Source organism: Bdellovibrionales bacterium, assembly GCA_016714165.1.
GTDB lineage: Bacteria > Bdellovibrionota > Bdellovibrionia > Bdellovibrionales > UBA1609 > JADJVA01.
The window spans coordinates 490,738-517,087 of record JADJNU010000001.1 but is presented as its reverse complement, the minus strand read 5'-3'; the positions used below and the strand labels follow the sequence as shown (position 1 = coordinate 517,087).

The following is a 26,350-nucleotide window of genomic DNA, read 5'->3' as shown; positions in this document are numbered from 1 at the left end:
AATTGAATTGAGGAATCCATTTATGATAACAAAGAAGATTCTGGCCTTACTTAGTTTGAGGCGTATTGCGGTGACCCTAGCCGTTTATTCGATTTCTATGATTGGGTTTGCTATTGATATCGGCGCTACAGACAAGGATATTTATCCAGAGCCAGCACTCGTGCCACCTGTGAAAAAAATTGTTCGTACTCAAGGTCTTTCATGCGCCCTAGACAAAGAAAGGCTAAAATGTTGGGGGGAGATGCATGGTGTACCTCCATCACTTGACTCTCATATCCCGAATTTCAGCAAAAGGATAATCGACTTCGCAATTTCACCCAAGGGCGACAACTTAGCTGTATTACTTGATTACCCTGGTGCAGCAGGTTATGTTTATACGCATGACTCGGATCCGGTCATGTTTCCGAGGATAAAAGTTGCAAAGTCGATTGTTTGGCTCTATCCAGACTTGAACAGCTACTGCGTGAATGGCTTAGACCAAGTAGGGCACCCTGTAACCTCCTGCGGCGGTACAGACTTTAGTGAAGGTACCATAGTTGAATATGATTCGGCACGGGGTATGAGTCCAGAGTTTAGCCCTTGCGAGATCAATGAACATATAGAAGCTAAAGATGCGGGGCGCCACTCATGTGCTGGTGCTGAAGATGCTCAAGATTTTTTTGATGTCTCTGAAGGATATTATGAAATGCTCAGAAATCACGGGATCGTCACGGGTCGGCCTTCTTCTGCCATGTCCATAACATTGAAAAACTTGAAATGGAACAGTTGTGGCTGGATACCCTCGCGGAGGGGCGGTGACTCAACCTGGGGACCTGTTGGCTTCTTTAGTACGTCATCCTTCTCATTTTCAACTCCGATAGATCCAAGATTTAATGGCATAGACGTGTTTTGGCCTTATTCTTTCGACGAATATACCAAAATTAACATATCGAATGGCCGCTATGAATTCTCATGGAGAAACGAAAACTGGCGTTTTAATAATCCTTGGCATTCCTGGCTACCTCGAGATTTTCAAGTTGTCTTACCAGAGCTTGAGTGTAAAAAGGCTTCAGATATTAAATACTCACTTTTGGTTCCAATTCAATTCCTATCTGCTCGCTGTTCTGTTGGAATTGATCTCAATAATAAGCCTCATTTGCCGGTACACTTACAGCAATTTGAAAAGATAATGAACTACGAGCTTGGAATTACAAATTTACAAATTGACCCCCAAAAAAGTTTGGTGTCATTCTCAAATAAATCTAACACCAATCGTGTGGTACTTAAAATACCGGGTTTATCATACTGGGATATCAACACACAATTTTTTAAAAGGGTGAAAGGTTACAGTGATTTCTACGTGGTTAGCGATGATGAGTACCGTATTTACACTCGTGATTGGAAGGAGATTCCAGTTGGTCGTAATGAGTTACTTGGTCAAAGACGCCGTAAATTTAAAGTTAATGGCACGAGCTACTCCTGCGCAGGAATCGTTTGTTACAAAAGAATAGGGAAGTAGGCGGACTGACCCCCAGCTAAAAGAAATATATCATTACAAAGAAGTTCTCCATGGATTTTGCCGAATCAAAGGAATCAGAGCAGCTGCCAAAGTGTTAATTCGAATCACAGATCATATGGCTTTCTCCCAAACTGCGCCGCTCAAGAGAACGGATCTGCTCATGCAGCCAAGTGACCTCACTTTGCAGAAACTTGGTCTTCTCTTCATCGAGACGAAGACGTGCTCTCACGTCCTTCATTTTCTGAGGATAACTGTTCTTGTTTTGAAAATAGCTCCTGCGCCTGCAAGCGAGGGACTCTTCAACATTTTCTCCGAAAGATCAACAGACTCTTTCAAAATCTATTTCTGAAAATGGCTTTATTTCCAAACATCATAAGCTTCCAGAAGCCAACTTAATTGCTCTATGGATATGTGGACGACTTCCTCCACAGATATCTTCGGCCATGAAAACCTTTCCGAATCCAATTGCTTTTTCCATAGACAGAACCCACTTCGATCAAAATACAGAATCTTGCTTGAACGTGGTGTTGTTCAGCCCCTCTTGCCGACAGAACTCGATCTCGGGGCCAGAAAAATTCTCTGCTTCCCTGATTTTAGTCTGACAATATTCTTTGGTTTTTAATCTTTGCTCAGAATTTTTCATTCAATCCTCCTTGGAGGTGGAGTAATTTATGGGAAAAATTCAAGTAAGGAAAATAGAGTTTATGGAGCGCTTACGGACCAAGATACGCGGAGCTTGGAACAAAAATCAAGTCGGCCAGTTTACTTTTTAATCGACTCAAGAGCAAACAACTGGCATGTATATCGCAAACACAGAATTCTCAATTGAGGGGGGCGGGTCATTATGACGACAACAAAAAGGGATGTTGTTTCTGTTTCAAGGTCGATTGCCGTTGGCATTTTATCACTGCTGTCCTTTCCATTTTTGTTTTGTACTGCTCTCGGAGACAGCGAGCAACCAAACTATTGCGTCGGAATTAGGGGCAATGGCGAGCTTATTGCGGCTCACTGGCCTGCGATGGCAAGAATGGTCGAAGAACTTGGTATGCCTCAGGCAATTGCTGGTGGGAGCTCAGGATCCATCACTACTTTTTTGGTCGAGTCGGTCGCTCTTAATCCAGATCTGGCTTTGATTTCTGATCCGGTTGAACGAAGGCAGAGGCAAAGTCTTTTAATCAAATCGATGCCGTTCTATTTGCAGGTTTTGGCTCATCACTCTCGGGCCGCGAGCGGATTTGAATTCCTCAATGAGCTTACCAATCAAAGATCGGAAATCGCCCAGATACTGATGCGATACCTCTCTTCTGCAAGTGGGGCAAATCCCTCCGACAAGAAGTTCACTCAAGATCTGGTTGAGGCCATAGAAAAATACGGCCCCCTGCTGAACCCTGAGATTCTCCGAGGACTAGAGCGTCACCCGGCGCACTTTCAGAAGGCCGCTCTAGAGTCTCTTGAAGTTTTTGGAAAATTCGAGGCCACGACCGATAGAGATATCTTCTTTCGACCTGGATTGATCGACTTCAAGTATTTTGCCCTTCTCATTGGACAGATTGGCGATTTCTACGCAGGGAATACTCCAATCGAACATCGGAAAAAAATGTTGAGCTTCCTCGACAACTGTTCAAAACAAGGATACTCAAGGCATTTTACTGATATCTCTTCTAGCTGCCAGAACGAATTCTCCCAATTGGTTGATCAATATCTTGCAACTCCCTGGTCCCAATACCGCAATCAGAGATTTTTGAACCCCTGGGACTCGGTCTCTCTTCTTTGCGACCACTTCCATCATAAAGGGAAAAGGCAAAGAAAAATTCACTCAAATGGTGAGCGCGTACAAGGCTGCCAATCAGAGTATTGATTATTCCTCTTACTCAATCAACTTCGATAGGGACATGGCATATGGTTACTGGGGTCAGCAAAGTCAGCTTAAAAATATTCAAATTGGTCTTGAGCCGTTTGTTCAAAAAGGAGACTTAAAAAGTAAAAAGTTTCTTGCTTTGGAATCCGCCAATTGGTTTGAGGTGTTGTCTCTCAGTCCTGCTGAACCAGGCTTAGCCAACATCCAAGATTTCATTATTAACTCAAGTCGCGAGAGCATTCTGTCTGAAGTCACAAAGCACTACAATCAACGCTGGACCAATCTTCAATATCACAAGGAGTATCTCTCTGCCGGAGGCTGGTCAGATCTCCACCCCACGCTGATCTTAAAGGCTTATGGCTGTGAAAATATCGTCTATTTGACTCGCCAAAATGGCGAATCAATTTTTGGACAGACGGTATTCATCCGTCTAACGGGAACTCAAAATCAAATTCCGTTCTGGAGAGATCTGTCCCTCAACAACAACCGAGGATGGGATGTCAAAGGCACCGAGGCAGACAACACCCCTTGGAACCAACTCTATAACCTAGGCAACAAAGATTCCTCATTCAACCGCTCTCTCAGCGAGGCTGACGCAGTCTATTGCACAGATTGGAATTCCTTCAATGTCTTTCACGGAAAAATGGAATCGATGCTTCGCGACTCTTACGACGCTCCAGTTCTGTTGCGACCTGGGTCTTTGTCAAAACTACAGGTAAATAAAATTCAGGAAGGCCCTCAAACACGAGGACTTCAAGGATGTAACTCACCTTGAAAAGGAATTCCACTTGACCCGGGCAAGCGTCCTGTCCTTTATAGGTCTCAGAAATCTTAGATCTTTGGATCCTATTAACAACAAACTATGAATCATGTCGGGAGTTCATTTATGAAGAATCGCTTGTTAACAACAATAATCTTTCTTTCAACCCAATTGGCTCTTTCCGGAATGAGCCTTGCCCAAAGTTTGACCACCGATATTGATTCGGCGATTAGCAACAAATCATGGATCGAGGGCGAAGTTTACTTTCCTGAAATTGGAGACGGCGTTGCGGCCAATCTTGTTTGTATTGATTCGCACACGAACGAATATCGTTACCATCGAGAATCCTTCGTAAAAAAAGTGTGTCAGGAGGGGCATTACGACAGAACCGATTCCCGAAATCCTCAATACATCTGTACCACTGAGAAATATGTAAGAATACCTGAGAAGCTGTTCGTAACAGGTCCAACCTACCAGCAGGAAGTCTGCACGATGGATTATACTGACAGCCGAAACCCAAAGTGTGTTGGTACAACATCTCAGAAAGTGAAACAGATAAAAAACTACCGACTTGTGTCCTGTGATCCATCTGATTACCGATGCGAAGGCCCCAAAAGAACCGAAGTCATCGCCATCAAAGAATGCGATTCAAACGACATATAGCAGCAAGAGATCTTGAAAAAATCATAGAGAGAAACACTTATCTCCTACTCGGCTGAGTAGTTCCGCTCATCGAATGAGCTCTGTTCGGCCGAACAACCGCCACTTCAAGAAAAGTATAGCCAAGTTCGTTGTCTCTGAGGACGAGCAAAAAGGGATGATCAAAAACAATTTCACGCCCTGGCAGATCAAACCCACCCCTCAAACTCATTTCAATGGCTGCTGCACCTCCCCCCGCAATTCCCTTCTCGTTGAACTCAACAAACCCAGACGTCTTTACCTGTGAGATGACAATATCATCTGGAGTGGTCTCAAGCATATTTGAAAAATCTGAGTCTCTACCAAAGGGGGTCGTCAGTCCCATCCCATTAAGAGTGGGAATAAGATCGCCATCCCAGGTAAAATCAAATTTTGGGATAGTTAGCGTAACAAGCTCGGTTCGATCCATCTCGGAAACAATAGAGTCAAGTGCCCCAGGCTCTTGTAGGGAAGGCAAAATATCTAAGAGTGAACTGAAGGCTTTAGGAAGAAGTAACAGGGCTGAGTATCGAGGCCTCAACACTCCCTTCTCGCCTTGCTTCCCCGCCACATAAGGCCCATTTATCGCAATTTCGACAGCCTCGAATGTTTTCTTGTCCACATACCCATGCGGCGCCACAGTTCTCATCATATCAACTTGATAGCTCAGACCCTTCCCTTCAGACTTTTCTGAGCCAGCAGGAAAAAAGTCACCGGGCTGAGTCTGCCTTTCTTTTATCGGATGCTTCCAACCACCTTTGAAATAGCTGGCACTCACCAGAATCATTTTCATAAGGGGATTGATTTCAGTTAACAGTTTCTTAATCTTGCCGTCGGTCGCTTTGTCCACAACCCCATTCACACGGTCAATTTCGTCAGGGGCCAATGAGGAAACAGGAGCCTGAAAACTCGCATTTATGGCCTCCTGATAGTGAGGAGATACCAATTCCCCTTCCCTAACAAAGAGTATGTTTACAAGACGACTGATTGGATTTCTTATTCCATCACCATTCAACTGAACCTGCCGATTCAAGGCAGCAGCAGTATCTGAAAGGTTCTCAAAGGTCGTTGTTGGGGGAATCCCAAGCACCGTAAACATTTGTTCTCTAGTTTGAGTATCTTCACCTGCTCCAAGCGCTGCCATAACAATCGCATTTACTATCGGTGCTGATGGCAGAACGATGTTTGGAACTTGACTCAAGTCCGTTCCTTGATTCGAGTTGCGTAAAATTAAGTTTTCCATTAGCGCGTGTGAAAAAACCGTTTCTGCCTGAGCGAAGCCAATTAAGTTGAGTTGGCAAGGACTTCTGCGTCCGACTCCTCTGTCCTGAGCGCCGGCAGAATATCCCGCAAGAAAGGGACAACACAATAGAACGGACAAGACCATCTGTGCTGATGTTACCCACGACGCCAATTTCATTAGATGCTCCTTGAAAAACAAAAAGAGGTGAATTCGTCCATGTGCCTCATATCACACTATCTCACTCAGGCAAAGGACTCCGTTTGTTAAATGAATCGAGATGCACGCGAGTTGTCTGATGCCCCAGGCGAAAATGGTGAGCACAATTTTTAGAACATGTGTGAAACTGCTGATCTCGAGAAAGGCAGTTCTGACAAACAATTTCTGGAACTCCACACTGAATACAGTCTATTCGGACAGCGGCCGGTTGGCCACAATGAGGACAAAGTCGATATTTTTCGCTCGGGTTTAAATTCTGATCAACCGCTACACGATAGTCAAAAACAAAGCATTCGCCTTCAAAATGACCCTGAGGATACTCCTTGAGGTAATTGAGGATCCCACCTTCAAGCTGGTAAACATTTGTGAAACCCTGTTCCTCCATTTCGAGAATACCCTTTTCACAACGAATTCCACCAGTGCAATAGATCATGACCTTCTTGTCCTTTTCAATTCCACTTTGATCTAGGAACTTAGGAAACTCACTGAACTCCCTCGTCTTCGGATCGATGGCGCCTCGAAAATGGCCTGTTTCATATTCATAGCTATTTCGGGTATCGATAACAACGACATCCTTCTGACTGATCATCTCGTGCCACTCTTTTGGCGACAGGTGCCGGCGAGGGCCATTCGGCAAAAGATCCGGACGTCCAAGTGTCACGATTTCTCTGCGAATTTTAATTTTAAGATCGCGAAAAGCAGGGCGATTCGCAAAACTATCCTTGAACACAAGATCATTGTCAACGGGCAGGTGCTCAGATAGGGCCAATTTGAAGGCCTCAACCGAGGCGGGGGTACCAGAAAAGCTGGAATTGACCCCTTCTGGTCCCAGAATAAATAAACCAAGTATTCCCAGCTTTTCAGCAGCCGCCCTGAGGCTATCTTTTAAATCTCGGACTTCCACCTCAGAGAGAGGAAAGAATTTATAAAATGAACAAACCTTAAATTTCTGTGAACCCGTATGAGCCATCATCATAATAGTGCCAAGAAATATCGCCTAATGTGTTCGTCGTCAAAAACAAAAAATGGGGACTATTCCCATTTGGATTCACATGGCCGTTAGATTTCCCATTTATTTTCACGGTTAGAACTCCTGGTCGACCTGGTGTCACAAGGTCTCTCATCGCCTGCACAATGTCTGCGCTGCTCAAACTATCCAATTCTTTTGCCACCTTACTCGAACGGTCGAGGTCCCCATCGTTCATCAACACTGAGGCCTTCAGCCATTCAAAAAATTCCGCCGAAGTTGCCCCTCTATAGTCAAGATCGAGATGCAGGGCATACCGGGTATTTTCTAAGCTCGAGCCCTCCAAGAGCGGCGGAAGACCTCGATCTGCAAAATCTCTCAAGAACTTATAACTCGCCTGCTCAAGATCGTCTGCGGACTTTTGGCTCGATTGAATGAGAGTTTGAAGTGTCACAAATTTCTTGAAGAACTGACCCCCTGCCTGAACAATGTAACCAAGCTGTTGTCGACTACGCAATTCCCCAAAATAGGACGGTCCAACGAGCTTATCTAAAACCAACATGATCGCTGAGTTTCGTGGAGATCTGGGTCCCAATTCATAGAAACTCAAAAATGAACTGTTCGAATTTTCGCTAGAAGCTACGACAGTCCGATTGGCAAAGCTCTCCCGAATCGAAACAGCTTCTGCTTTCAACTTTTGAAAGGCCGCACGATCTACCGTCTTTTCAGGTTGAAGACTGAGGAATATTTGATCATAGAGGGCCTGAGCTTCTCCCCGATCAATATTGCCGTACACGAGAGACTCAACTCCGAAGGACGACATGAGTCGATTCCACTGTGCCACGAGATCCCCAACAGTGGCCGACCTCACCTCATCGACGATCTCCATGTCATCGACTGCCTGCGGAATCAATTGCAAATTGGCGACCTCAAGGGAGCGAAGATAGGGATCTTCAATCTCTTTGAATCAATTGAATCCACCACGGATCCCTTAAATGTCTCGAGCGCGGACGGATCCAAATGACCCAAAAACTCCCCAAATTGCTTTATCCCTTTCAGATAATCCCTCAGAATCAGCTGAGACGTACCAGGATAGGAAACCATCGAAAAGTAAGAGAATTGGATCCGAGCTCGATCCCAAAGAGACTGCCCAGAACTCTCTCTTTTTTGTTATCCAATCACTCAGATATTGCTTCATTACCTGAACAAGCAAGCTCTTGACAGCCTCAGAACTCTCCGTGCGCTTGATAAGATCACTTCTCAAGTCAAAGTAACTATAGACCTTAGGGATAGCGTATTCAGCAGATCTCAGTAAAAAGAGAGATCCTCGGTTCTCCGTTGGAAGCTCCAGCAACTTCTGATCTGTTGTTGCCACCAGCATGTCAAAGCTTCTGGGTTCATAGGGATTTTGTGTTGGAAATTTCATCTCCTCGGTAACAGGGGCTTCCTCTAGAGCGCGTGTTTCGGCGACAGACATTTTTGTTATCGAATAAGGAATCTTCCAGACCGGACACTTTTCTGGAAGATCTGCTCGATCTGACATATATAGTACCGTCAGTTTTTGCGGAGACAACTCGCCCAAAAGCTGCTTAAAGTCACTTTGACTAAAGGGCTCCCCAATATACGACTTCCTTAAAAGCTCATCTCCATTGCCAAATTCAAGCAGCAGAGACGCCAATTCGCCAGCTTCGCCGGAGCTTGAAGACAATTCCAGCTCTCTGTAAGCTCTCGCAGCAGAACGCTCAAAATCAGCTAGAAGACCGACTAATGTGGCTTGGGTTGCATTGGATTTCAAAAATTGAATGTACCCAAAAACCGTTCTCTTGAGAAGATCAAGATCTTTAGTGCCTTTATCCGTGAGCTTGAGCCGAATACTGACGAAACTAAAACCCGGATAATTGCCATCCAAAGCAGAAACATCAGATATCAACTCATTTTCTGCTAGGATTGAATACAGAGATCCAGTGTGCTTTTTGCTCAACAGACTGACAAGAAAGCGTATCTCTTTGCGCATCCAATTCACTGTGGGCCGCTTCACAGTGAAGTAAAAATCAAGAGTTTTTTCTTGGGTCGCCGCCATGACCTCAATTTGACGTGGCAGATCTTGAGGCTCAGGAGCAAGAAATACGGCAGGCTCAATATTTCTTCGCGGAATCTCAGTGAAGTGAGCAGTGGCAAGTTTTACCAATTCAGAGGTTGGTTGTGGTCCCGTGATCGCGATTTTCATATGATCGGCGCCGTAATGTTTTTTATAAAACTCTTGGAGGTCAGCCTTCTTTGCGTTCTTAAGTGATTCTAAATTTCCCACCCAAAATTTGCCAATGGGGTGGTTGGCTCCAGCATTGAGATGCATGATTCGACGAAGGCGCCACCCATCATTTTGCAGATAATTTTGAAACTCGTTGTGAACCGCTATTTTTTCTCTCTCTAGAAAGGATTCATCAAACAAAGGTGCCTTGAAAAAATCACTGAAGCGCTCCAAGCCTTCGGACATATATTTTGGCGGGAGAGAAGCTGGTAATTTGTTTCATGTTTGGAGGTGAATGCATTTGAGTTTCCTCCCCGATTCTCAACAAAATCTCGATAATCCGACTCCGATGGAAATTTGCTGGATCCCATAAACAGCATATGTTCCAAATAGTGGGCCAATCCAGGATGCTGAGCAGGATCATCAAAATAGCCAACAGGCAGGGACACCCCAATGCTTGCCAACTTGGCCTTTGGAATCGAGATGGCAATTCCCTGAATACCGTTTGGAAGACTAAATGACTCCGTCCTCATCCTCGCGTCTTGAGACGTTTGGGCGAATACCCCTGTAAAAACGCCAAAAACAAAAGAAATAATCACAGCCGATTTGAGAAAAAATCTGCCTCTACCCACGTGTGCTCCTTGAGAAAAAAAAACACTTCGATTATTTTTGGACCTATGAGCAAAATTCAAGCCAAGGTTCTTCTATCTTTGGCCCGGCCCCCCCCCCCATCCCAACCCTTTCCTGATAGTTGTCCCCGACCCACCTTTTTTAAAGTCCCAAATTTTCCCCCGGGGCGGGGCCCGGGGTTCACCGAGTCAGGGCGAGAGCATCTTCCCCGTTTTGGGTGACAATGGTCGATCGGCGGGACATTTTTATCGACAAAGGCCGCCCACCCCCCCCAAACGGCGAACTTCCCAGCCATACGAGATCGATTTAGAGAAATCATAAAGCGGAACCTCCCAGGAAATTCGACAGCCCTCAAGACGAAGATGCCTTAAGTGGTTTCAGAAACCCACAAAAACAGGTTTTCACCCCAACCCCCTGGAGTTTCATTACAGTTTTTTCCCCCCCCTCCCCCCCCCCCCCCCCCCCCCCCCCCCCCCCCCCCCCCCCCCCCTCCCCTCCCCCCCCCCCCCCCCCCCTTTCGAGCCAAACTTCGAGATCTTCGATCAACAATATCGATCAATATTTTTTCCTTCTTCGAATGAAATGTAAGAACTTGATTACTTCGACAATTTCGAGATAGACTTTACCGGAGAGGCTTTGGCAAATATCGTTCATTGGTCTAAGTAAGATTCGAACGCTTTTTGTCAAGCAGCCTTGCGAAAAGAGGAGATATACCATGAAAGCCTTGTGGGCATTTGAACCCTTCCATCAGGACAACATCAGAATAAAAGGAATACAGAACACACTCAAACAACTTGTTGGCTCTTCAGCAAATATTGAGGTGGGGTTCGTGGTCACACGGACTGAGTCCTTTCTGAATCTTGCGTTTGATGTGCCGGCTGAAGAGAGATTTGGTTTATATCCTCGAAAATTGATAAAAATGGCATTGAGGAAAGCTGGTTTAAAGTTCGAGGATAAAAAAATTCATGTTGTCGAACACAGAACCCTGTCGACCACCGAAACGGTTGATCGCCTCCTCAAACTTGCAAAAGATCGTGGAGCTGATCTCCTTGGGCTTTTTACTCACGCACGCAAGGGATATATGCGGTTCGCGATAGGAAGTGTCGCGGAAACAGCAATTCACAGAAGTAAAATTAGTCTTCTTCTTCTGAACCCAAAGGCCCACACTCCTCCCAGAATCAGAAGAGTCCTTTTTGCCAGCGACTTTGGCACAAACTCGAAGGCCCAGCTTAAAAAGGTCATTGGTCATTGCAAAAAAATGAAGGCCAGCCTCATTTTACTACATCATGCAGAGGCTACTTACAAATGGTCTCTGGATGAATCCAATCCAAAAATTCATTCTTACCGAAGAAAAGTCAATCGATTGAAGCTAGCCATGGAGCGAGAATGTAAACGTGCCAAGATCCCTACCAGTATCATCATATCCTCAGAACTGCGAGGGACGGCTGACCTCATTTTGAGATCTTCTAAAAAGGAAAAAGCAGACCTCATTGTTGTCGCGGCAAAAGCAGGCCCCACAGCAGCTTTAATGGGCGGCAGTGTCACAAGAAGAGTTGTGCGCGAAAGCAATTTGCCTGTGTTGGTATTAAAATAAAGTTAGTTTTCTGAATGAGCAGAGAGAACATTCAGTTTAAGAGGAAAAACTTTACTTGCGTAGCGGTAGCTAAAATTAGACCTTTTTCCCGTGTGAACTTCAATCTTTGATCTCCCTTCAACTATTGAATCACCCATTGAGCGACATTCCTCTGCATTCATCGCTAACAGAGCTAGTGCCGGAGTCGAGCTCCATTTGCGATCTGTCAATGTGAGCTTGAGGTATTCTCTATCGAGACGGGAAACAATGGAATCGTCGCACTCCAAGACTCCAATAATATTTGAATCGGAAGAGGCGGCTAAGATATAGGGTTTGTCGCTGCGGTATTTGCTTGAAACATCTCCTGAAAAGATCGCCGAGTCAAAAGTAATTGAATAGTTGCTAAAATCGATGTTCTTGACCTCGATATCCTTCGCACGAGCACAGGGAATTAACAATAAGGCAAACAAAGATATAGCCGCTTTCTTCACTATCGCTCCTTCTGCAAAATAATTTCTAACTTAACGCCGTTCATTTTACACTGCGTTTCACCAATTGAACCCGTCAGTCCAGCTGTTTGAAAGCGCCTGGGCCCGGACCTTCGGAGCGCAGCGACGACAGAGTTATTTCAAGCGGTGCCTGCCGTCAAGTTTTTTACCATTCGTGACGTAAAGCCCCCTGGCTTTAGCCACGGGGAGTGAGTCAATAGTCATCTTCCCCTTTCATCCTCCGCCTCAAAACTGAAGGTATATAAAAACCCACCGACTCCCTCCTCTTAACCAACCCTGGAATTAGAATAAGGGCGACTTCTTCAGAGTTTCAGGCCCTACCCCCAGGTTATGTGGCTGAAAATTATGATTATCACCGTGATTTCTCTGCGGCAGCGTCTTGAGGGGATAAGGACTCCTTCTATTCTCCGCATCCTCCTTTGCCTTGCGCATTTCATTTCTTTCGTACTCAGCGTCGCCATAATAGTGGTCGTCTTCTCCCCAGCGGAATATTTTAGGTAAGGAGTAGTACATAAGTGAGTGGTAGAGATTTCGAGGTAGCCACTTTCTCAGAAATCCAAATAGATACGCGTCAACAGTTACGAAAGATCTTAGCGGCGGATTCTTACTATTGATAATTTTGTGGATACGCTCGGCTATTTTTTCTGGTGTCGTAGGAGATAACTTCATCATTTTCGCGATAAACGGGGCCATTGAATTATAGTGATAGTAATACGGATTGTTTTTGTCCTGCATAGACTTCCGACTTTCTCTCGTAAGCTCAACATTCTTAAATGAGCCCGAATTGATAAATCCCGGTTGAATCAAACACACCTTGATATTCCATGGACGGACCTCATACCACAAAGCCTCTGTTGCACCCTCAAGGGCAAACTTAGACGCACTATAGATCGACATAGTCGGCATGGCCATCATGCCTCCGACAGATGAAATGTTGACGATATGTCCAGATCTTTTTTTTCTCATATGAGGGAGTACCCCTCGAATGAGAGCCATAGGCGCCCGGAAGTTGGTATCAATTTGCTTGAGTCGCTCAGTCTCATTTACTTGCTCGACCACTCCGCGCAGACAATAACCCGCATTGTTCACCAAGACATCAATGCCACCGAGTCTTTCAATTGCCTCGGCAATAACATTGTCACGATCACTTTTTGACAATACGTTCAGCGGTCGAATCCACAGATTCTCAGTTTCAAAAAACCCCATGTCTTCAAAGCGGTGAAGTGACGACCGACGTGCCGTCGCTATGACATGGAAGGAGTCAGATCTCAACAGCTCCTTAGTCAGAGCTAAACCCAAGCCCGTGCTTGCTCCGGTAATAAGGACGACACGCCTTCGATCGCCTCTTCTTCGGAAGAATTTTGAAAACCACTTGAACACCTGTTCCTCCTAGGATGCCAGATACTCGATCGCAGGCCCTAATTTCCCGCGCTGGTTGATAATTCGCTCATAGGCGTCAACTGAATCAATGTCTTTCATGATGTACGTGTTGGCCTCCTCTTTGGTTACAAGGAAGTACTCAAGTCCGCTCGTGCACACCAGCTTGTATTCAGATTTTCGAGTGGTACTCGCATCCTTATCCCAGGGCGCGACCACGCCCGACAGCGTGATGGGTGTCAGGACGTTTCCGAAGCAGCCCCTCGATGGATTTTCCAGAGGCTGGTTTGGATCTGCTTTTTCTGCCTTCATTTTCTTGAAAGTTAAAAGTTGTTTCATAAAATACATACACACCCCTCAAAAATTGCCAAACCACTTGGTGATTCATGGTGTGGCCTTTCAGCAAAGGTCGAAATAAAATTTCTCACTTCGTACTCAAGAACAAAGCCTACAAGTCCAAATTACACACAATAGCTGAGCACGGTCCCTCCCTCGAACGTAGCTTTGGCGCTGTCGCAAACATCCATCAAGATAGCTGCGCCAACTCAATGGAAACTATAATTGTATTGTCTATTTTTAATACCAGAGCCGACTGGGTGGAATACCCGACATCACTTTGTACCTCCTTTAATACGTCCAGGGCACGCATCAAGTAAAGAAGCTACAATCGCCCGCAAAAGCCCTGTTGTTTCTGATTTAATACTGACCACAGCGAAGAAAATGTCAAGTGCATCCGATTCTAAAACTGGACCATGTCAAAAAAATCCTAGAAATTTCAAAAATTTAAAATGCGACGTAAATAGAGCGAGGTCTTAAGCTAGAACAATCTCCTCATGATGATTTTGCTTACACAAAGATTTTGAATGGATTGTCGTTTCGGACGAGGCGAGTGGCTTTTTTTGAGACTGTTTGATCGAAGGACTCGTGGTTGTCATGTCATTTATTGATAAAGCATGATTTCTCTGCATCTAAAACCACGCGGATCGTCTTTAATACGGCATCGGGGGTCACCGAGATCGAACTGATCCCCGACTGAACCAACAGTCTCGATAATTCAGGAAAATCACTTGGGGCCTGACCGCAGATTCCGATAGGTCGACCTGTCCTCTTGGCCACCTCGATCGCCATGCGAAGCATCTTGAGAACCCCAGGATCACGTTCATCAAAAAGATGACTGATCACGGAGGAGTCCCGATCGACACCCAAAACCATTTGGGTCAAATCGTTCGACCCGATCGAAAAGCCATCAAAGATCTTTCCAAATTCCTCACCACGCAGAATATTCGAGGGAATTTCAGACATCACATAGACCTCAAGACCATCCTTGCCCTGAAAAAGACCGTGCTCTTTCATTTCTGCCAAAACTCTCTGCCCCTCTTCAGGAGAACGACAAAATGGAACCATCACTTTAATATTAGTCAAACCCACTTTTTGCCGAAGATGACTTATAGCAGAACACTCTAGAGCAAAGCCATCACGGTAACGCTGATCATAGTAACGGGAGGCCCCTCGAAACCCAATCATCGGATTCTCTTCGATGGGCTCAAATTTTTGTCCCCCTAAAAGGCCCGCATACTCGTTGGATTTAAAATCTGAAAAGCGAACAATGACAGGCCTTGGATAAAAAGCGCCAGCGATAAGACCCACTCCTTCAGACAGTCGATCGATAAAATATTGTCTCGGATTGTTCCTGTGAAATCCCAACAAATTCTCTATTTCTGTTTTTGTTTCCTGATCAGTTATTTCTTCAGGATGGGCCAGCGCCATGGGATGGATCTTGACGTACTCACTGATGATAAATTCGATTCGCGCGAGCCCCACTCCCTCCACAGGCAAAAGAGAGTTTTTGAGGGCCTGAGCCGGATTTCCCAAGTTGACCATGATCTTTGTACGTGGCCTCTCAAGGGACGTCCAGTTCACTTTCTCCTCTTCAAATGACAAGCGCCCCTTATAGACAATGCCTTCATCGCCTTCAGCGCAAGAAGCGGTCACTACTTGCCCGAGTTTGAGCACCTCTGTACCAGTTCCCGTTCCCACAATGCAGGGCACACCATGTTCACGACTTACAATGGCCGCATGGCAGGTTCTCCCGCCTCGGTTGGTTATGATCGCAGAGGCCTTTTTCATGATCGGCTCCCAATCAGGATCAGTCATATCAGCAACCAAGACCTCACCGTCCTGAAATTCACCCAATTCAGAAACATGGTTAATAATTCGAACGGGCCCTGTTCCAATTTTTGAACCAATGGCTCGCCCAGTTATCAGGACAGCCGATCTTTCCTTTAAAAAAAATGAGCTCTGCACAAGACCCAACTCCTGAGAATGAACAGTTTCTGGTCGGGCCTGCAAAATGAAAAGAGCACCTGTTTTTCCGTCCTTTCCCCATTCTATGTCCATTGGGGTTTCACGACCATTTAACTTGGAATAGTATTGCTCAATGGCACAGGCCCACTGAGCGAGCTTGATGACATCACCGTCATTGATGGAGAGCAATTCACGATCACGCTGAGAGACTTCAATATTTCGAGTCGTCCGACTGCCCTGTCCTGAATACACCATCCTCACCTGTTTTGAGCCCAACTTTCGACGCAAAATCGGCACTCTCCCTGCGCTCCTATCCAAGTCTCCCAAAAGAGGTTTCAGAACTAGAAATTCGTCTGGATCAACGCGACCTCCGACAACATTCTCGCCCAAGCCATAGGCACTGTTGATGAGAACGACATTTCTGGCCCCAGATTCTGTGTCCAACGTGAAAATGACTCCCGATGCTGCTAGATCCGATCGAACCATTTGCTGAACGCAGATAGAGAGTCTCACTTTGTCATGTCCAAATCCCTTCGTCGATCGATAGCTGATTGCTCGATCCGTAAAAAGTGAGGCAAAACAATTAAGACAGGCAAGCAGGAGATCATTTGCACCCCGCACATTGAGAAAAGATTCCTGCTGTCCGGCAAATGAAGCATCAGGAAGATCTTCTGCCGTAGCCGAGGATCTGACAGCCACATCCAGTTCCACAACACCAGTTCGATGGCAAAGCTGAGCATAGGCACTGCGAATTTCGCTGGCCACCTCTTCAGGTATTCCGGCGTTTCGAATTATTGCTCTGATCTTGTGACCAACTTCTGCCAGCTTGTTCGTATCTTGCGAATCGAGATTTGAAAGCAATGAATACATTTTCTCTGAAATCTTACTCTGGTCGACTAAGAACGAAAACGCATCCGCCGTCACAGCAAAGCCCGGGGGAATATTTATGCCTTGGGGAGTCAGGCGCTGAAACATTTCTCCCAAGGAGGCGTTCTTGCCTCCAACCAGAGAAATATCCTGAATCGAAATCTCTTCAAACCATTTAATAAACTGACTGCTCATACCAACCCCCATCTGCCTCCGTTTTACGCCAAGAAAATTTAAAAGGGAAGAACTCTCCGCTCGCCGAGAATCTGAACTCTGGATTTTTTTTGCTTTCCACGGGCTGAAATGCGAAAATAAAAAGCGATGAAAAAGAAAATATGCAGATCTGTTACCGATGTGATAGTCAAAGAATCCGAAGAACGCATTCGAGCCGAAATCCTTGATGCCCCTCAATCTGGCCGATGCTATGCGGTCAACCTACCGGTGCCAGCGACTCATATTTTGTCCAATGGTCGGTACACGGTCATGGTAACAGCAGCTGGATCCGGATTTAGTCGATTGCATGATCTGGCCGTCACGCGCTGGCGAGAGGATGTCACTTGCGACAATTATGGATTTTTTCTTTATATAAAGGACTGTCAAAGCAAGAATGTTTGGTCAGCAGGTTATCAGCCGATATGCTCTGAGTCCAATCGCTATCAGGCCTCATTTTTCGAAAATCGGATCAAAATTGTAAAAGAAGATTTCGGAATTGAAAGTGGACTTGATATTTTTGTTTCTCCCGAGGAAAATGCTGAAATTCGTCGATTGACACTCATTAATTTGGGCAAATCGATTCGCGAGCTTGAAGTCACTTCCTATTCTGAGGCAGTATTAAATGCACATCTCTCAGATCTCGCTCACCCCTCATTTTCAAATCTTTTTATCGAAACTGAATTTGATTACGAAACATCAGCATTGATTGCAAGCCGACGCCCGCGATCCAATAGAGATAAGCGGATTTGGATGATGCATACCTTGCACACGGACTTCCATTCAGTAGGACCTCTCCAGTACGAAACCGATCGGTCCCAGTTTTTGGGTCGAGGACGAAATCTCAGAAGGCCAGCGGCCCTCTTTGAAACAGAAATTCTATCAAACACGGTGGGATCCGTGCTTGATCCAGTGATGAGTCTCCGCAGACGAATTCGCCTTGAACCGGGGGATACTTGCCACTTGGTCTTCTCTCTCGGAGTCACAGAATCTCGAGAGGCCATCGATATCATGTGCGAAAAGTTCAGCAATGCCTCCGTTTTTGATCGACTCAATGAATTGGCCTCTCAGCAAGCACAGATTAAACTTTCTCACCTTGGAGTGGAGCCAGATGAAGCTCATCTCTTTCAACAGCTAGCCACCCGCCTTATCTACTCTGACCCATCTCTGCGACCTCCCAGTGAGAGACTCAAGCAAAACATCAAGAATTTAACGGAACTTTGGACCTTTGAAATCTCAGGTGATGATCCCCTTGTTCTTGTCCGAATTGATGACCTTGAGAATCGCAGTCTGGTAAACAATTTGCTCAAAGCTCAAGTATATCTATCCACAAAAGGATTTCACTCTGATCTTGTTATACTTAACGAAGCTCCGAATACTTGTTCTCAGGAGCTACAGGTCTGCCTAGAAAAAATGGCTCAAACGGCTCGTATCCCCTCCAATATTACTTCTAGTAAACATGGTAAAGTATTTATTTTGCGCCGAGATTTGATTTCAGAGGCCGATTATATTCTGCTCACAAGCGAAGCTCGCGCTGTTCTTTCAACACATGATGGAAGCCTGTTAGATCAAGTGAAGCGGACAAGAACGAAAACTTTACGAAAGGCCGAGCCTATCTGCCTGCCCCGAGAAGAGTCAGAAACATTTCCGGTGATACCACAACTTGAGTTTTTCAACGGACGCGGCGGCTTTTCGACAGAGAGTCATGAATATTCCATTGTCCTCAAAAATGCTGAAACGACTCCTGCTCCTTGGATTAACGTGATTGCCAATTCTGAATTTGGATTTCAGGTTTCTGAAAGCGGCAGTGGATACACCTGGTCGTCAAATAGTCGCGAAAATCAACTGACTCCTTGGTCAAACGATCCTGTTGGTGATCCTTCTGGTGAGGCTTTCTTTATTCGTGATCCTGATTTAGGCGCCGTTTGGGGACCTACGGCGTCTCCGATTCGCCTTCCTCACACCACCTACATCGCTCATCACGGTCAAGGTTACAGTCGCTTTGAAACTCAGGCTTACGGAATTCTTTCAGAGCTCAAGCAATTTGTTCTCATTGATCAACCGGTTAAGATATCCCGCCTCAGACTCGAAAATCGAACGCGTAAAATTCGGAAGTTAACTCTTTCCAGTTACGTCGAATGGGTATTGGGGTTTTCACGCTCTACCATGGCACCTACGACGATCACTGAGTTCGACGAGTCTTCGCAGGCCATCTTCGCCCTCAATCCAAGAAATCCGGAATACGGAATGAAAGTGGCGTTTAGTGCAGTTCTTCAAAAACACAGCTCATTCACTTGCGACCGAACTGAATTTATCGGGAGAAATTCGGATTTATCTCAGCCCGTCGGTATTTTTTGTGACAAACCATTTCTCAATGTTTCCGGCTGTGGCTTGGATCCCTGTGCAGCTCTACAGACAGAAGTTAAAATTCCACCCGGCAAAGTCATAGAGGTTATTTTTGTCCTTGGACAAGCCGATGATCGAGTTTCAGCACGAAAGTTGATCAAGCTTTTGCGAGAGGAAATCGACCTCAACCATGAATTTGAGCGCGTGAAAATTCAGTGGAACAGCCTTCTTGAAACAGTTCAAGTTGAAACTCCAGATCGAAGTCTTGACCTGATCCTCAATCGATGGCTTCTCTATCAAACGATCGCCTGCCGCATTTGGGCGCGCGCTGCCTTCTACCAGGCCGGAGGAGCCTTCGGGTTCAGAGACCAACTGCAAGACGTCATGGCCGTCCTGCTCACTGCTCCTTCAATGGCACGCGAACAGATATTACGAGCCGCAAGTCGCCAGTTTATCGAGGGAGACGTGCAGCATTGGTGGCATCCTCCAGCAGGTCGAGGTGTCAGAACTCGTTTCTCAGATGATCTCCTTTGGCTGCCGTATGTTGTTTCACGCTACCTTGATGTTACCCAGGACCATTCTATTTTAGATGAATTGGTACCTTTTCTCGAGGGACCATCACTTCTCCCTGATCAAGAGGACAATTACTTCCTTCCAGATGTTTCTGTCCAAAAGGCTTCTCTTTATGAGCATTGCGCACGTGCACTCGATAAGAGCCTCAAACTTGGTGAGCACGGACTTCCGCTCATGGGCGGCGGAGACTGGAATGATGGAATGAATCTTGTCGGCATCAAAGGTCAAGGCGAAAGCGTCTGGCTGGCTTGGTTTTTAATTTCAAATCTAAAGAATTTTGCAAAACTCGCTGAGCGCAAAAATGATGAGAAGCGAGCCACAAGGTGGAAAGCGCATGCGACTCACCTCGCAGAATCAACTGAGAAAAATGCTTGGGATGGATCTTGGTATCGACGAGCCTACTTTGATGACGGAACACCACTTGGTTCCGCTGAAAACTCTGAGTGTCAAATTGATTCGCTCTCGCAGACTTGGGCCGTTATGTCAGGCGCTGGCCAGTTTGATCGCGTGCGAAGAGCTATGGAATCTGTCTATGAAAGACTTGTCAAATCCAACGAAGAATTAATTTTATTGTTCACTCCACCCTTTGATCAAACGAATTTGGATCCAGGCTACGTTAAAGGCTACCTGCCGGGGGTACGCGAAAATGGGGGTCAATACACTCATGCTGCCAGCTGGGTAGTCGTTGCGGCGGCCCTTCTTGGTGATCGAGAACGAGCCTGGAAACTCTTTTCCTTTTTGAATCCGATTCAGCGGTCCACTGATTTGGCCAGCGTGAATCGTTATAAAATCGAACCTTATGTTGTACCAGGGGATGTTTATTCGGAGGAGCCAAATGCCGGACGTGGCGGCTGGAGCTGGTACACCGGAGCAGCTGGCTGGCTGTACCGAGCTGGGATCGAAAACATACTGGGCTTTCAAGTCATGGGGAGTAAGATTCTCATTAAACCCTGTGTGCCACCAGAGTGGAAGCAATTTAAGATTCGATACAAGTACAAGAGCAGCACCTACGTTTTGCATATTCAGCTCGACACGCTTCAGAGCATCACTGAGGCACAAAAAATCCATCTCGTCGACGACGGGAAAGAACACGAAGTTTACCTCAGATTTTCCTAGTATCAATTTATATCGACACCAATCGCTCGCACATCCTCCACCTACTCCCTTGCATACTCGAAATACAGGAAGACAGCATTCAGAATAGCTCGAGTGTCACCATTTTCGGCCCACCGGCTTAGACTCTTACGAACTTCCTCTTTTTCCTCCGGAAAAACAGGTTTTAACTTTTGCCAAAGCTTCTCAGTGACCATATCTTGGAACTGAAGACTCAATTTCTTGCTTTGGCTGTGAATCCGATTTTCCGCACTATAGCTACTAGCAAGAAACACTCCAATTGTTGCCCCCAGAACGGGTAAACCATAGGCCAGCCGTAAATCACCCTGACTGTAAAAGAACAAACTGGCACCAATTACGGACACTGGGATTGCCATCCCTAAAACCAAATCAGCACCCCACTGCGAAACACCCAATTCTTGAATTGCATTGCTCGCCCTATCATATCTCCCCAAAAGAAAGTGCTTCGATCTGAGATTTGCTACAAATTCATGATAGACATTCCGTTTGAGCTCGTTCATCACTTTCTCTTTAAACTCTATGTACACTTCCTCCCTCTTGGTGGCACCGTCCAAACCGGAAGAATTCTTATGTATCTCAACAATACTGGTCCATATGGCATCAGCGTAGGCTGAAGCAATTTCCTCCAAAACTCCCTCTGCCAGAACACTCTTATCACCAATCGGCACCAGCAATCTCTGAGCACAGGAGAGTTTCGCGTTTGAGGCGCCAATGGCCGTGATCTGAGTGTTGTGACAAAACAGTACGATCAAAGACACCATGAGGAAAAAATTGAGCCGCACCACAACCTCCGAAGGCTAAAAAATATTTAAAATGACAGACAATATATTTCAAAATACATTTCCAACTAAACATTTCTAACTAAAATAAAATGTGGAACCTTAGACCAACCCGAGCTAACAAAATACAGAAAATTTGTCCAGGTTAATTTCAAAAGACTAAAAAGTGATCCTTGTTCTTTGTGTTATTTTCAAAATTGAAAACCATTTCAAACAAGTACTGAGTGCACTAGCTTGTGTTGTTCCGAAAGAACCGTCGACTGAGTCAGTTCAGCTGGGTGGGAATGCTTGGACTGATAGTATACAATCTCCAAGGCTTGCATTTTAATTGCATCAACCACATCCGCAAGTTTCTGCCGACAATGAAGAAGAGTCTTCCAAGAAGAAAAATGGGAGTGGTTGTGAAAATCACTCGACGCAATCTGTGGCAACTTTTCTGATGCGATTTCGAAAAAGTAGCGTTGGAAGCTTGAAACTTCCCAGGCATCGAAAACCTCCCTGAAAGCCTCACGATAATTCCACAGGTGCAGAGACTGAAATTCAAATTTTCCTGTGTGCAAGGGGTGGGCGGCAATAAGGGCCGTCGATGTTGATTTAAACTTCTTCAGAATATCCAAGCTTGCCTCGTTGGCATTGGGGCAGCAATCGGGATTCAGAACAATGAAGTGAGAAGACCTATCACCACAAAATGAATTCTTTGTCACCTCAACTCCAGGAAGAAGCAACATGCCATATTTTCTCATTGCGCGGAAAGCCTCGCGATGTATTTCATCAATGTACTGATCGAAATTCTCCTCCGAGATGGATCGTTTTAATTTATGGGAAACATAGCCGATCAGATTGTTGGATTCACAGAGATGATCAGTGATCGCTATGACGTCAAATTTTGCCTGACCATAAAGATCTACAATTTCTCGAATGGAGAGTTTTCCATCGCTATAAGTGGAGTGAATGTGTAGATCAGAGAGAATTGCCATGAGTTGCTTCGCTCCATTCCTTTGTATTCCGGGTTACTATCATTGGATCGTCGACAAGCGAAGGGGTTCCAAATTCAATCGTTACGTCGATTGAATCGAGTCCGACCAGATGAAAGAGATGAGTAAGAAAGATATCGCGATCAATGTAGGCGATGGACTCTAGTGGCTGGTACGTCAATCGAAAAGGGATAATGTGACAGGGACAGGTTTTCGCAATTTCAAAGGCACCTTTGTTCCACCTTGGACTCTCGTTTAGGGATGTCGTTCCCGATGGAAAAATACAGAGTTTACTCCTCTTTCGTCTCAGTTTTCTCGTGACATCTTTTCTCGCTTGTTCACGCGAAGAACCGGATTTACGATTTACAAAGATGGTGTCCATTGCCTTTGCACCTTTCCCAATAAGAGGCCAACGGGCGATTTCCGATTTACCTAGAAAAGATAGCTCAGGAACGGCCATTACAAGAACGGGGATATCCAAATAACTGAGGTGATTGCCGACCAAAACCCAGGGACCTTCGGACGGTGGTAGAGTCCCTTTTATTTTCAGGTTGACGTTTAGGTGGCGGAGAATATGTCGAGCCCAGGCTCTCTTGAGGCTCACATTGGGCGCCTCTCGACGTCGGGCAAAAGTCAGATAACTGTAGGTAATCACAAATACTTGACTCGCGCGCTTTGCCTTATTCAAATTCTTTACAAGTCTGTGTCTCATTCACTGATAATATCCTATTCCTGCCCTTCTGTTTTTTAGAAATTGATTAGCTCATTTTAACCAAACCCTGACATTTCAAGAAAATCTTAATGCTAGGATATCAACAAAGGGAGGCAGTTATGTCCGAATTGTTAATGCGAGTGAGTGAATCGTTGAAATGGAATTCTCGAAGACTGAATTCATTTGTTGCCAAAGTTCCATTATTTCAGGAATTGGACAAGTTTGAAATAAGGGTCGCAGAGAGAAGCGATGAACTCCGAGAATCATTTCGTCTTCGACATGATATTTTCTTTGGAGAATTGGCAGGGATTCGTCGTTTGGGAGGCCTAGACATTGACCGTTTTGACATGCTCTGTGATCATTTGATTATCGTTCATAAGCCGACTCAACAGATTGTGGGAACCTATAGACTGAACTGCTCTCTCTTTTCGAATAGTTTCTATTCCTGCAGAGAATTTGAAATGGACGAACTCCTTCGATTGCCTGGTCCACACCTGGAACTGGGCCGCGCTTGTATTCATAGCGATTTCCGAACTGGATCCGTCATCTCTCTCCTCTGGCGTGGCGTTGCAGACTATATGGAGTCAACCGGAGCACAACTTCTGTTTGGTTGTTCAAGTATTAAGATCTCGTCAATTGAAGAGGCGGCCCTCGTCTACAAATATCTCGCCTTCGACAGGAAAGCTCTCGTCGATAACCCCGTTTTTCCAACAGCTAAATTCCGGATGAAGGGTCTAAATGAACTCATCCACCCGGTCGCATCGAATCTATCCGAAATTGACAGAAGAAGAGCTCGGAATCTGCTTCCACCCCTTCTCAAGGGATATTTGAGGATGGGTGCAAAAATTGCCGGACCACCAGCCTGGGATGAAGAATTTCAATGTATTGATTTTTTGACCGTCGTCACTCGCTCGGAAATAGGAGATGAGAAAATTGCACGCTTTAGACCTTCCTTTCCAACTGAAAAATAAATGAACTTATTTTGTTTAAAACCCAATCAGGATCATCTAAGACGAGATCATGGCCAGCAGTGGGATGCACCTCAAGATGTGATGAGAAGGCCCTTGCCATATTGATGGAGCAAACAGAAGAAACGAGGTGATCCTGTGCGGAAGCAAAAATAGCCATTGGGACATCCACAGGCTTCGTCAATTGTATTCGGGACGCCAATGCAATTTGTCGCAAAAAATTCAGTCTTTTGGGTGGCCACCGCAAATCAAAATCAGCAAAAGTCTGTGCAAGTTCCTGGTGCTTGTTGGAATTCATCATGCTTGTTAGGTGGAGAATAATCTTCTCTCGGCTGAAGGCATCCTGGGCAAAAATAGCAGCCGTGATTCCGACAAGCGATTGCGGCCTCAAACGCTGCCAAGGCTTGGAGCATTGCCTAAGACTTGGATTCACTGCAATGAGCGAATGAAAAGATTCAGGCCAGCTTTCAGCCCATTTGAGGCCAACCATTGCTCCCAAAGACATTCCCAAAAAATGAAAAGGCGTCCTTCCTACCGATCTGCGAACCTCTTCTCTCAGATCCTCAATGATTTCTTCTACGTTCGTCGGCGTAGTAAGGTGATATTTTGTTCCGTTCCCAGGTAGATCAAGGAGAAGGATTTTAGAACTCGGATATTGCTGCTGAAGCTTCTCTCCAAATGTGCTCCAGTGTCCTGAGTGCCTCATAAGACCTCTGAGAAGCACCCATGGTTTAGAGATGCCCATACCAACGCCTCCCCCTAGACCGGCGATGATTCTCCTCCCTTTTTGTCTGGATTTCTTTCCAAAATCTTTCAGAATAGAGACTTCTCAATAAGAAATCGATCAGCCCATAATGCCGACGAAGAGTGCGAGCTCGCCGATGATTTTTCACAGGATTGAAAAAACCCAATTTTGAAAACATCTGGAGAGGATTCTTCTTAATCCAATTCCAGGAACCCATTTCAAGGGATAATGGAAGGAAGATATTTGTGCTTTGCTTTTGATGTTCTAGAAACATGTAATCCCAAAGATCACCATGGGTCATATAGTCATGCGATTGCGGTTGAATACGATAAGTGTGATAGGGAAAATTTTCTTCATAAATATCAACGAGAGCAGATATTTCTTCCAGCAGAGGAAATGGTCGATTCGAATAAGCAAAGGGGAACCAAAGGCGATCCATCACTCCAAAACCCGAGTGAATATCCAGTGAAACCAGAACCGGCGAACGTGCAGACTCTTGGAGAACGCGATCACATAGAATCTTAGCCTCACATTCCAACTCATTTGCAAGTCCTCGATACCAAGGAAGGTTCCTGCTCAATCGATGCCCGCCGATGAGCCAAGGAGTTCGCGCTTCTGCATCTAGAGGTGCATTCCTCATGAGATCTACGTGATTCACATTGGACCTTCGAAAATGGACAAAGCCATAGGGATTCACAAAGGGTATTACAACCAATCGAACCTTCTCAAAAATTTGATTCAGACTAAGGTCCCACCTCATTCTTTGCGAAAGAGTGTCTATGAGCGACAATGAAAGTTCTACGCCAATTCTTTCTAGACCGTGAACTCCGCTCGACAAAAGAAGTGTTGGCGCCGCAGTTTCGCGAGAGGGGCCAAATTTTACAATAGGAAGAGGATATCTCTCCCCCTGCCAGGAAAACCAAAATTGTTGGTCAAGAATTCCCAATTTATCAAATTTGTCTGTTGCTGCCGTGAGGCGCGCGAGTTCCTGTTTGAATATAGACATAACACCTCTCAACGTCCCTTATCATCGCATTCTATCAAGTTTCTTCCTGTATTTCACAGGCTTAATGAGAGATATCAGACCTACCGGAGAAAAAAGTCATTTTGCCAAGGCTAGAATGAATAATGTAAAAAATAGCGAAGAATTATCCAGGAAAAGCAATCTGGGAAATGAAAAA

Annotated in this window: 24 protein-coding genes; 7 read left to right on the top strand and 17 right to left on the bottom strand. The window is 45.4% G+C overall.

The window, feature by feature from the left end:
- Nucleotides 1-22: 22 nt before the first annotated feature.
- Nucleotides 23-1,498, top strand: coding sequence for a hypothetical protein (locus IPJ71_02310; protein MBK7842518.1), 1,476 nt, complete (start codon nt 23-25; stop codon nt 1,496-1,498).
- Between the two features lie 94 nt (nt 1,499-1,592).
- On the opposite strand, the gene IPJ71_02305 is transcribed toward IPJ71_02310, so the two are convergent.
- The 3 genes from IPJ71_02305 to IPJ71_02295 all read right to left on the bottom strand — a co-directional run bounded on the left by IPJ71_02305 (nt 1,593) and on the right by IPJ71_02295 (nt 2,141).
- Nucleotides 1,593-1,736, bottom strand: coding sequence for a hypothetical protein (locus IPJ71_02305; GenBank protein MBK7842517.1), 144 nt, complete (start codon nt 1,734-1,736; stop codon nt 1,593-1,595).
- A 119-nt stretch (nt 1,737-1,855) separates the two neighbouring features.
- Entirely contained in the window at nt 1,856-2,008 is a 153-nt protein-coding gene (locus IPJ71_02300; protein ID MBK7842516.1) for an IS66 family insertion sequence element accessory protein TnpB, read from the bottom strand.
- Nucleotides 1,995-2,141 carry a hypothetical protein gene (locus tag IPJ71_02295; protein ID MBK7842515.1) on the bottom strand — a complete coding sequence of 49 codons (147 nt, stop codon included), beginning with the start codon at nt 2,139-2,141 and terminating at the stop codon, nt 1,995-1,997. Before IPJ71_02295 ends, IPJ71_02300 begins: the two co-directional genes overlap by 14 nt.
- A gap of 201 nt (nt 2,142-2,342) precedes the next feature.
- Between IPJ71_02295 and IPJ71_02290 the strand changes: the two genes are divergently transcribed.
- From IPJ71_02290 to IPJ71_02280, 3 genes are all read left to right on the top strand, one after another.
- The gene (locus IPJ71_02290; GenBank protein ID MBK7842514.1) at nt 2,343-3,356 is read left to right on the top strand and encodes a hypothetical protein; all 1,014 of its coding nucleotides are present in this window, start codon (nt 2,343-2,345) and stop codon (nt 3,354-3,356) included.
- A complete protein-coding gene (locus IPJ71_02285; GenBank protein ID MBK7842513.1) occupies nt 3,319-4,131 on the top strand; it encodes a hypothetical protein in 813 nt (270 codons plus the stop codon). Before IPJ71_02290 ends, IPJ71_02285 begins: the two co-directional genes overlap by 38 nt.
- Nucleotides 4,132-4,242: 111 nt before the next feature.
- A complete protein-coding gene (locus IPJ71_02280) occupies nt 4,243-4,779 on the top strand; it encodes a hypothetical protein (protein ID MBK7842512.1) in 537 nt (178 codons plus the stop codon).
- A 37-nt stretch (nt 4,780-4,816) separates the two neighbouring features.
- On the opposite strand, the gene IPJ71_02275 is transcribed toward IPJ71_02280, so the two are convergent.
- The 5 genes from IPJ71_02275 to IPJ71_02255 all read right to left on the bottom strand — a co-directional run bounded on the left by IPJ71_02275 (nt 4,817) and on the right by IPJ71_02255 (nt 10,001).
- A complete protein-coding gene (locus IPJ71_02275) occupies nt 4,817-6,214 on the bottom strand; it encodes a serpin family protein (protein MBK7842511.1) in 1,398 nt (465 codons plus the stop codon).
- A gap of 61 nt (nt 6,215-6,275) precedes the next feature.
- Nucleotides 6,276-7,229, bottom strand: coding sequence for a hypothetical protein (locus tag IPJ71_02270; GenBank protein ID MBK7842510.1), 954 nt, complete (start codon nt 7,227-7,229; stop codon nt 6,276-6,278).
- A complete protein-coding gene (locus IPJ71_02265) occupies nt 7,195-8,139 on the bottom strand; it encodes an insulinase family protein (protein ID MBK7842509.1) in 945 nt (314 codons plus the stop codon). Before IPJ71_02265 ends, IPJ71_02270 begins: the two co-directional genes overlap by 35 nt.
- Nucleotides 8,140-8,211: 72 nt before the next feature.
- Entirely contained in the window at nt 8,212-9,714 is a 1,503-nt protein-coding gene (locus IPJ71_02260) for an insulinase family protein (protein ID MBK7842508.1), read from the bottom strand.
- The gene (locus IPJ71_02255; protein ID MBK7842507.1) at nt 9,648-10,001 is read right to left on the bottom strand and encodes an insulinase family protein; all 354 of its coding nucleotides are present in this window, start codon (nt 9,999-10,001) and stop codon (nt 9,648-9,650) included. The genes IPJ71_02260 and IPJ71_02255 overlap by 67 nt, the downstream gene beginning before the upstream one ends.
- 812 nt (nt 10,002-10,813) lie before the next feature.
- On the opposite strand from IPJ71_02255, the gene IPJ71_02250 reads away from it, so the two are divergent.
- Entirely contained in the window at nt 10,814-11,692 is an 879-nt protein-coding gene (locus IPJ71_02250; protein MBK7842506.1) for a universal stress protein, read from the top strand.
- Nucleotides 11,693-11,694: 2 nt separating this feature from the next.
- Here the strand turns inward: IPJ71_02250 and IPJ71_02245 are convergent, their stop codons facing one another.
- From IPJ71_02245 to ppsA, 4 genes are all read right to left on the bottom strand, one after another.
- A complete protein-coding gene (locus IPJ71_02245; GenBank protein MBK7842505.1) occupies nt 11,695-12,162 on the bottom strand; it encodes a hypothetical protein in 468 nt (155 codons plus the stop codon).
- A 300-nt stretch (nt 12,163-12,462) separates the two neighbouring features.
- Nucleotides 12,463-13,560: an SDR family oxidoreductase gene (locus IPJ71_02240; protein ID MBK7842504.1), complete on the bottom strand. Its 1,098-nt coding sequence runs from the start codon at nt 13,558-13,560 to the stop codon at nt 12,463-12,465.
- A 9-nt stretch (nt 13,561-13,569) separates the two neighbouring features.
- Nucleotides 13,570-13,896 (bottom strand): hypothetical protein, encoded by a 327-nt coding sequence (locus tag IPJ71_02235; GenBank protein MBK7842503.1) that lies wholly within the window; start codon nt 13,894-13,896, stop codon nt 13,570-13,572.
- A gap of 597 nt (nt 13,897-14,493) precedes the next feature.
- Nucleotides 14,494-16,923 (bottom strand): phosphoenolpyruvate synthase, encoded by a 2,430-nt coding sequence (ppsA, locus tag IPJ71_02230; GenBank protein MBK7842502.1) that lies wholly within the window; start codon nt 16,921-16,923, stop codon nt 14,494-14,496.
- A gap of 126 nt (nt 16,924-17,049) precedes the next feature.
- Between ppsA and IPJ71_02225 the strand changes: the two genes are divergently transcribed.
- Nucleotides 17,050-20,973 (top strand): hypothetical protein, encoded by a 3,924-nt coding sequence (locus IPJ71_02225; GenBank protein MBK7842501.1) that lies wholly within the window; start codon nt 17,050-17,052, stop codon nt 20,971-20,973.
- Between the two features lie 41 nt (nt 20,974-21,014).
- Here the strand turns inward: IPJ71_02225 and IPJ71_02220 are convergent, their stop codons facing one another.
- From IPJ71_02220 to IPJ71_02210, 3 genes are all read right to left on the bottom strand, one after another.
- Nucleotides 21,015-21,773 carry a hypothetical protein gene (locus IPJ71_02220; protein MBK7842500.1) on the bottom strand — a complete coding sequence of 253 codons (759 nt, stop codon included), beginning with the start codon at nt 21,771-21,773 and terminating at the stop codon, nt 21,015-21,017.
- Nucleotides 21,774-21,979: 206 nt separating this feature from the next.
- On the bottom strand, nt 21,980-22,747 hold the full coding sequence (locus tag IPJ71_02215; GenBank protein MBK7842499.1) for a hypothetical protein: 768 nt from the start codon (nt 22,745-22,747) through the stop codon (nt 21,980-21,982).
- Nucleotides 22,731-23,456, bottom strand: coding sequence for a 1-acyl-sn-glycerol-3-phosphate acyltransferase (locus tag IPJ71_02210; protein MBK7842498.1), 726 nt, complete (start codon nt 23,454-23,456; stop codon nt 22,731-22,733). The genes IPJ71_02215 and IPJ71_02210 overlap by 17 nt, the downstream gene beginning before the upstream one ends.
- Nucleotides 23,457-23,575: 119 nt before the next feature.
- Here IPJ71_02210 and IPJ71_02205 point away from each other — a divergent pair, with 119 nt between their 5' ends.
- Entirely contained in the window at nt 23,576-24,427 is an 852-nt protein-coding gene (locus IPJ71_02205; protein ID MBK7842497.1) for a GNAT family N-acetyltransferase, read from the top strand.
- On the opposite strand, the gene IPJ71_02200 is transcribed toward IPJ71_02205, so the two are convergent.
- Nucleotides 24,399-25,169, bottom strand: coding sequence for an alpha/beta hydrolase (locus IPJ71_02200; GenBank protein MBK7842496.1), 771 nt, complete (start codon nt 25,167-25,169; stop codon nt 24,399-24,401). The genes IPJ71_02205 and IPJ71_02200 overlap by 29 nt on opposite strands.
- Nucleotides 25,156-26,175 carry a DUF2817 domain-containing protein gene (locus IPJ71_02195; GenBank protein ID MBK7842495.1) on the bottom strand — a complete coding sequence of 340 codons (1,020 nt, stop codon included), beginning with the start codon at nt 26,173-26,175 and terminating at the stop codon, nt 25,156-25,158. Before IPJ71_02195 ends, IPJ71_02200 begins: the two co-directional genes overlap by 14 nt.
- Nucleotides 26,176-26,350: the final 175 nt, after the last annotated feature.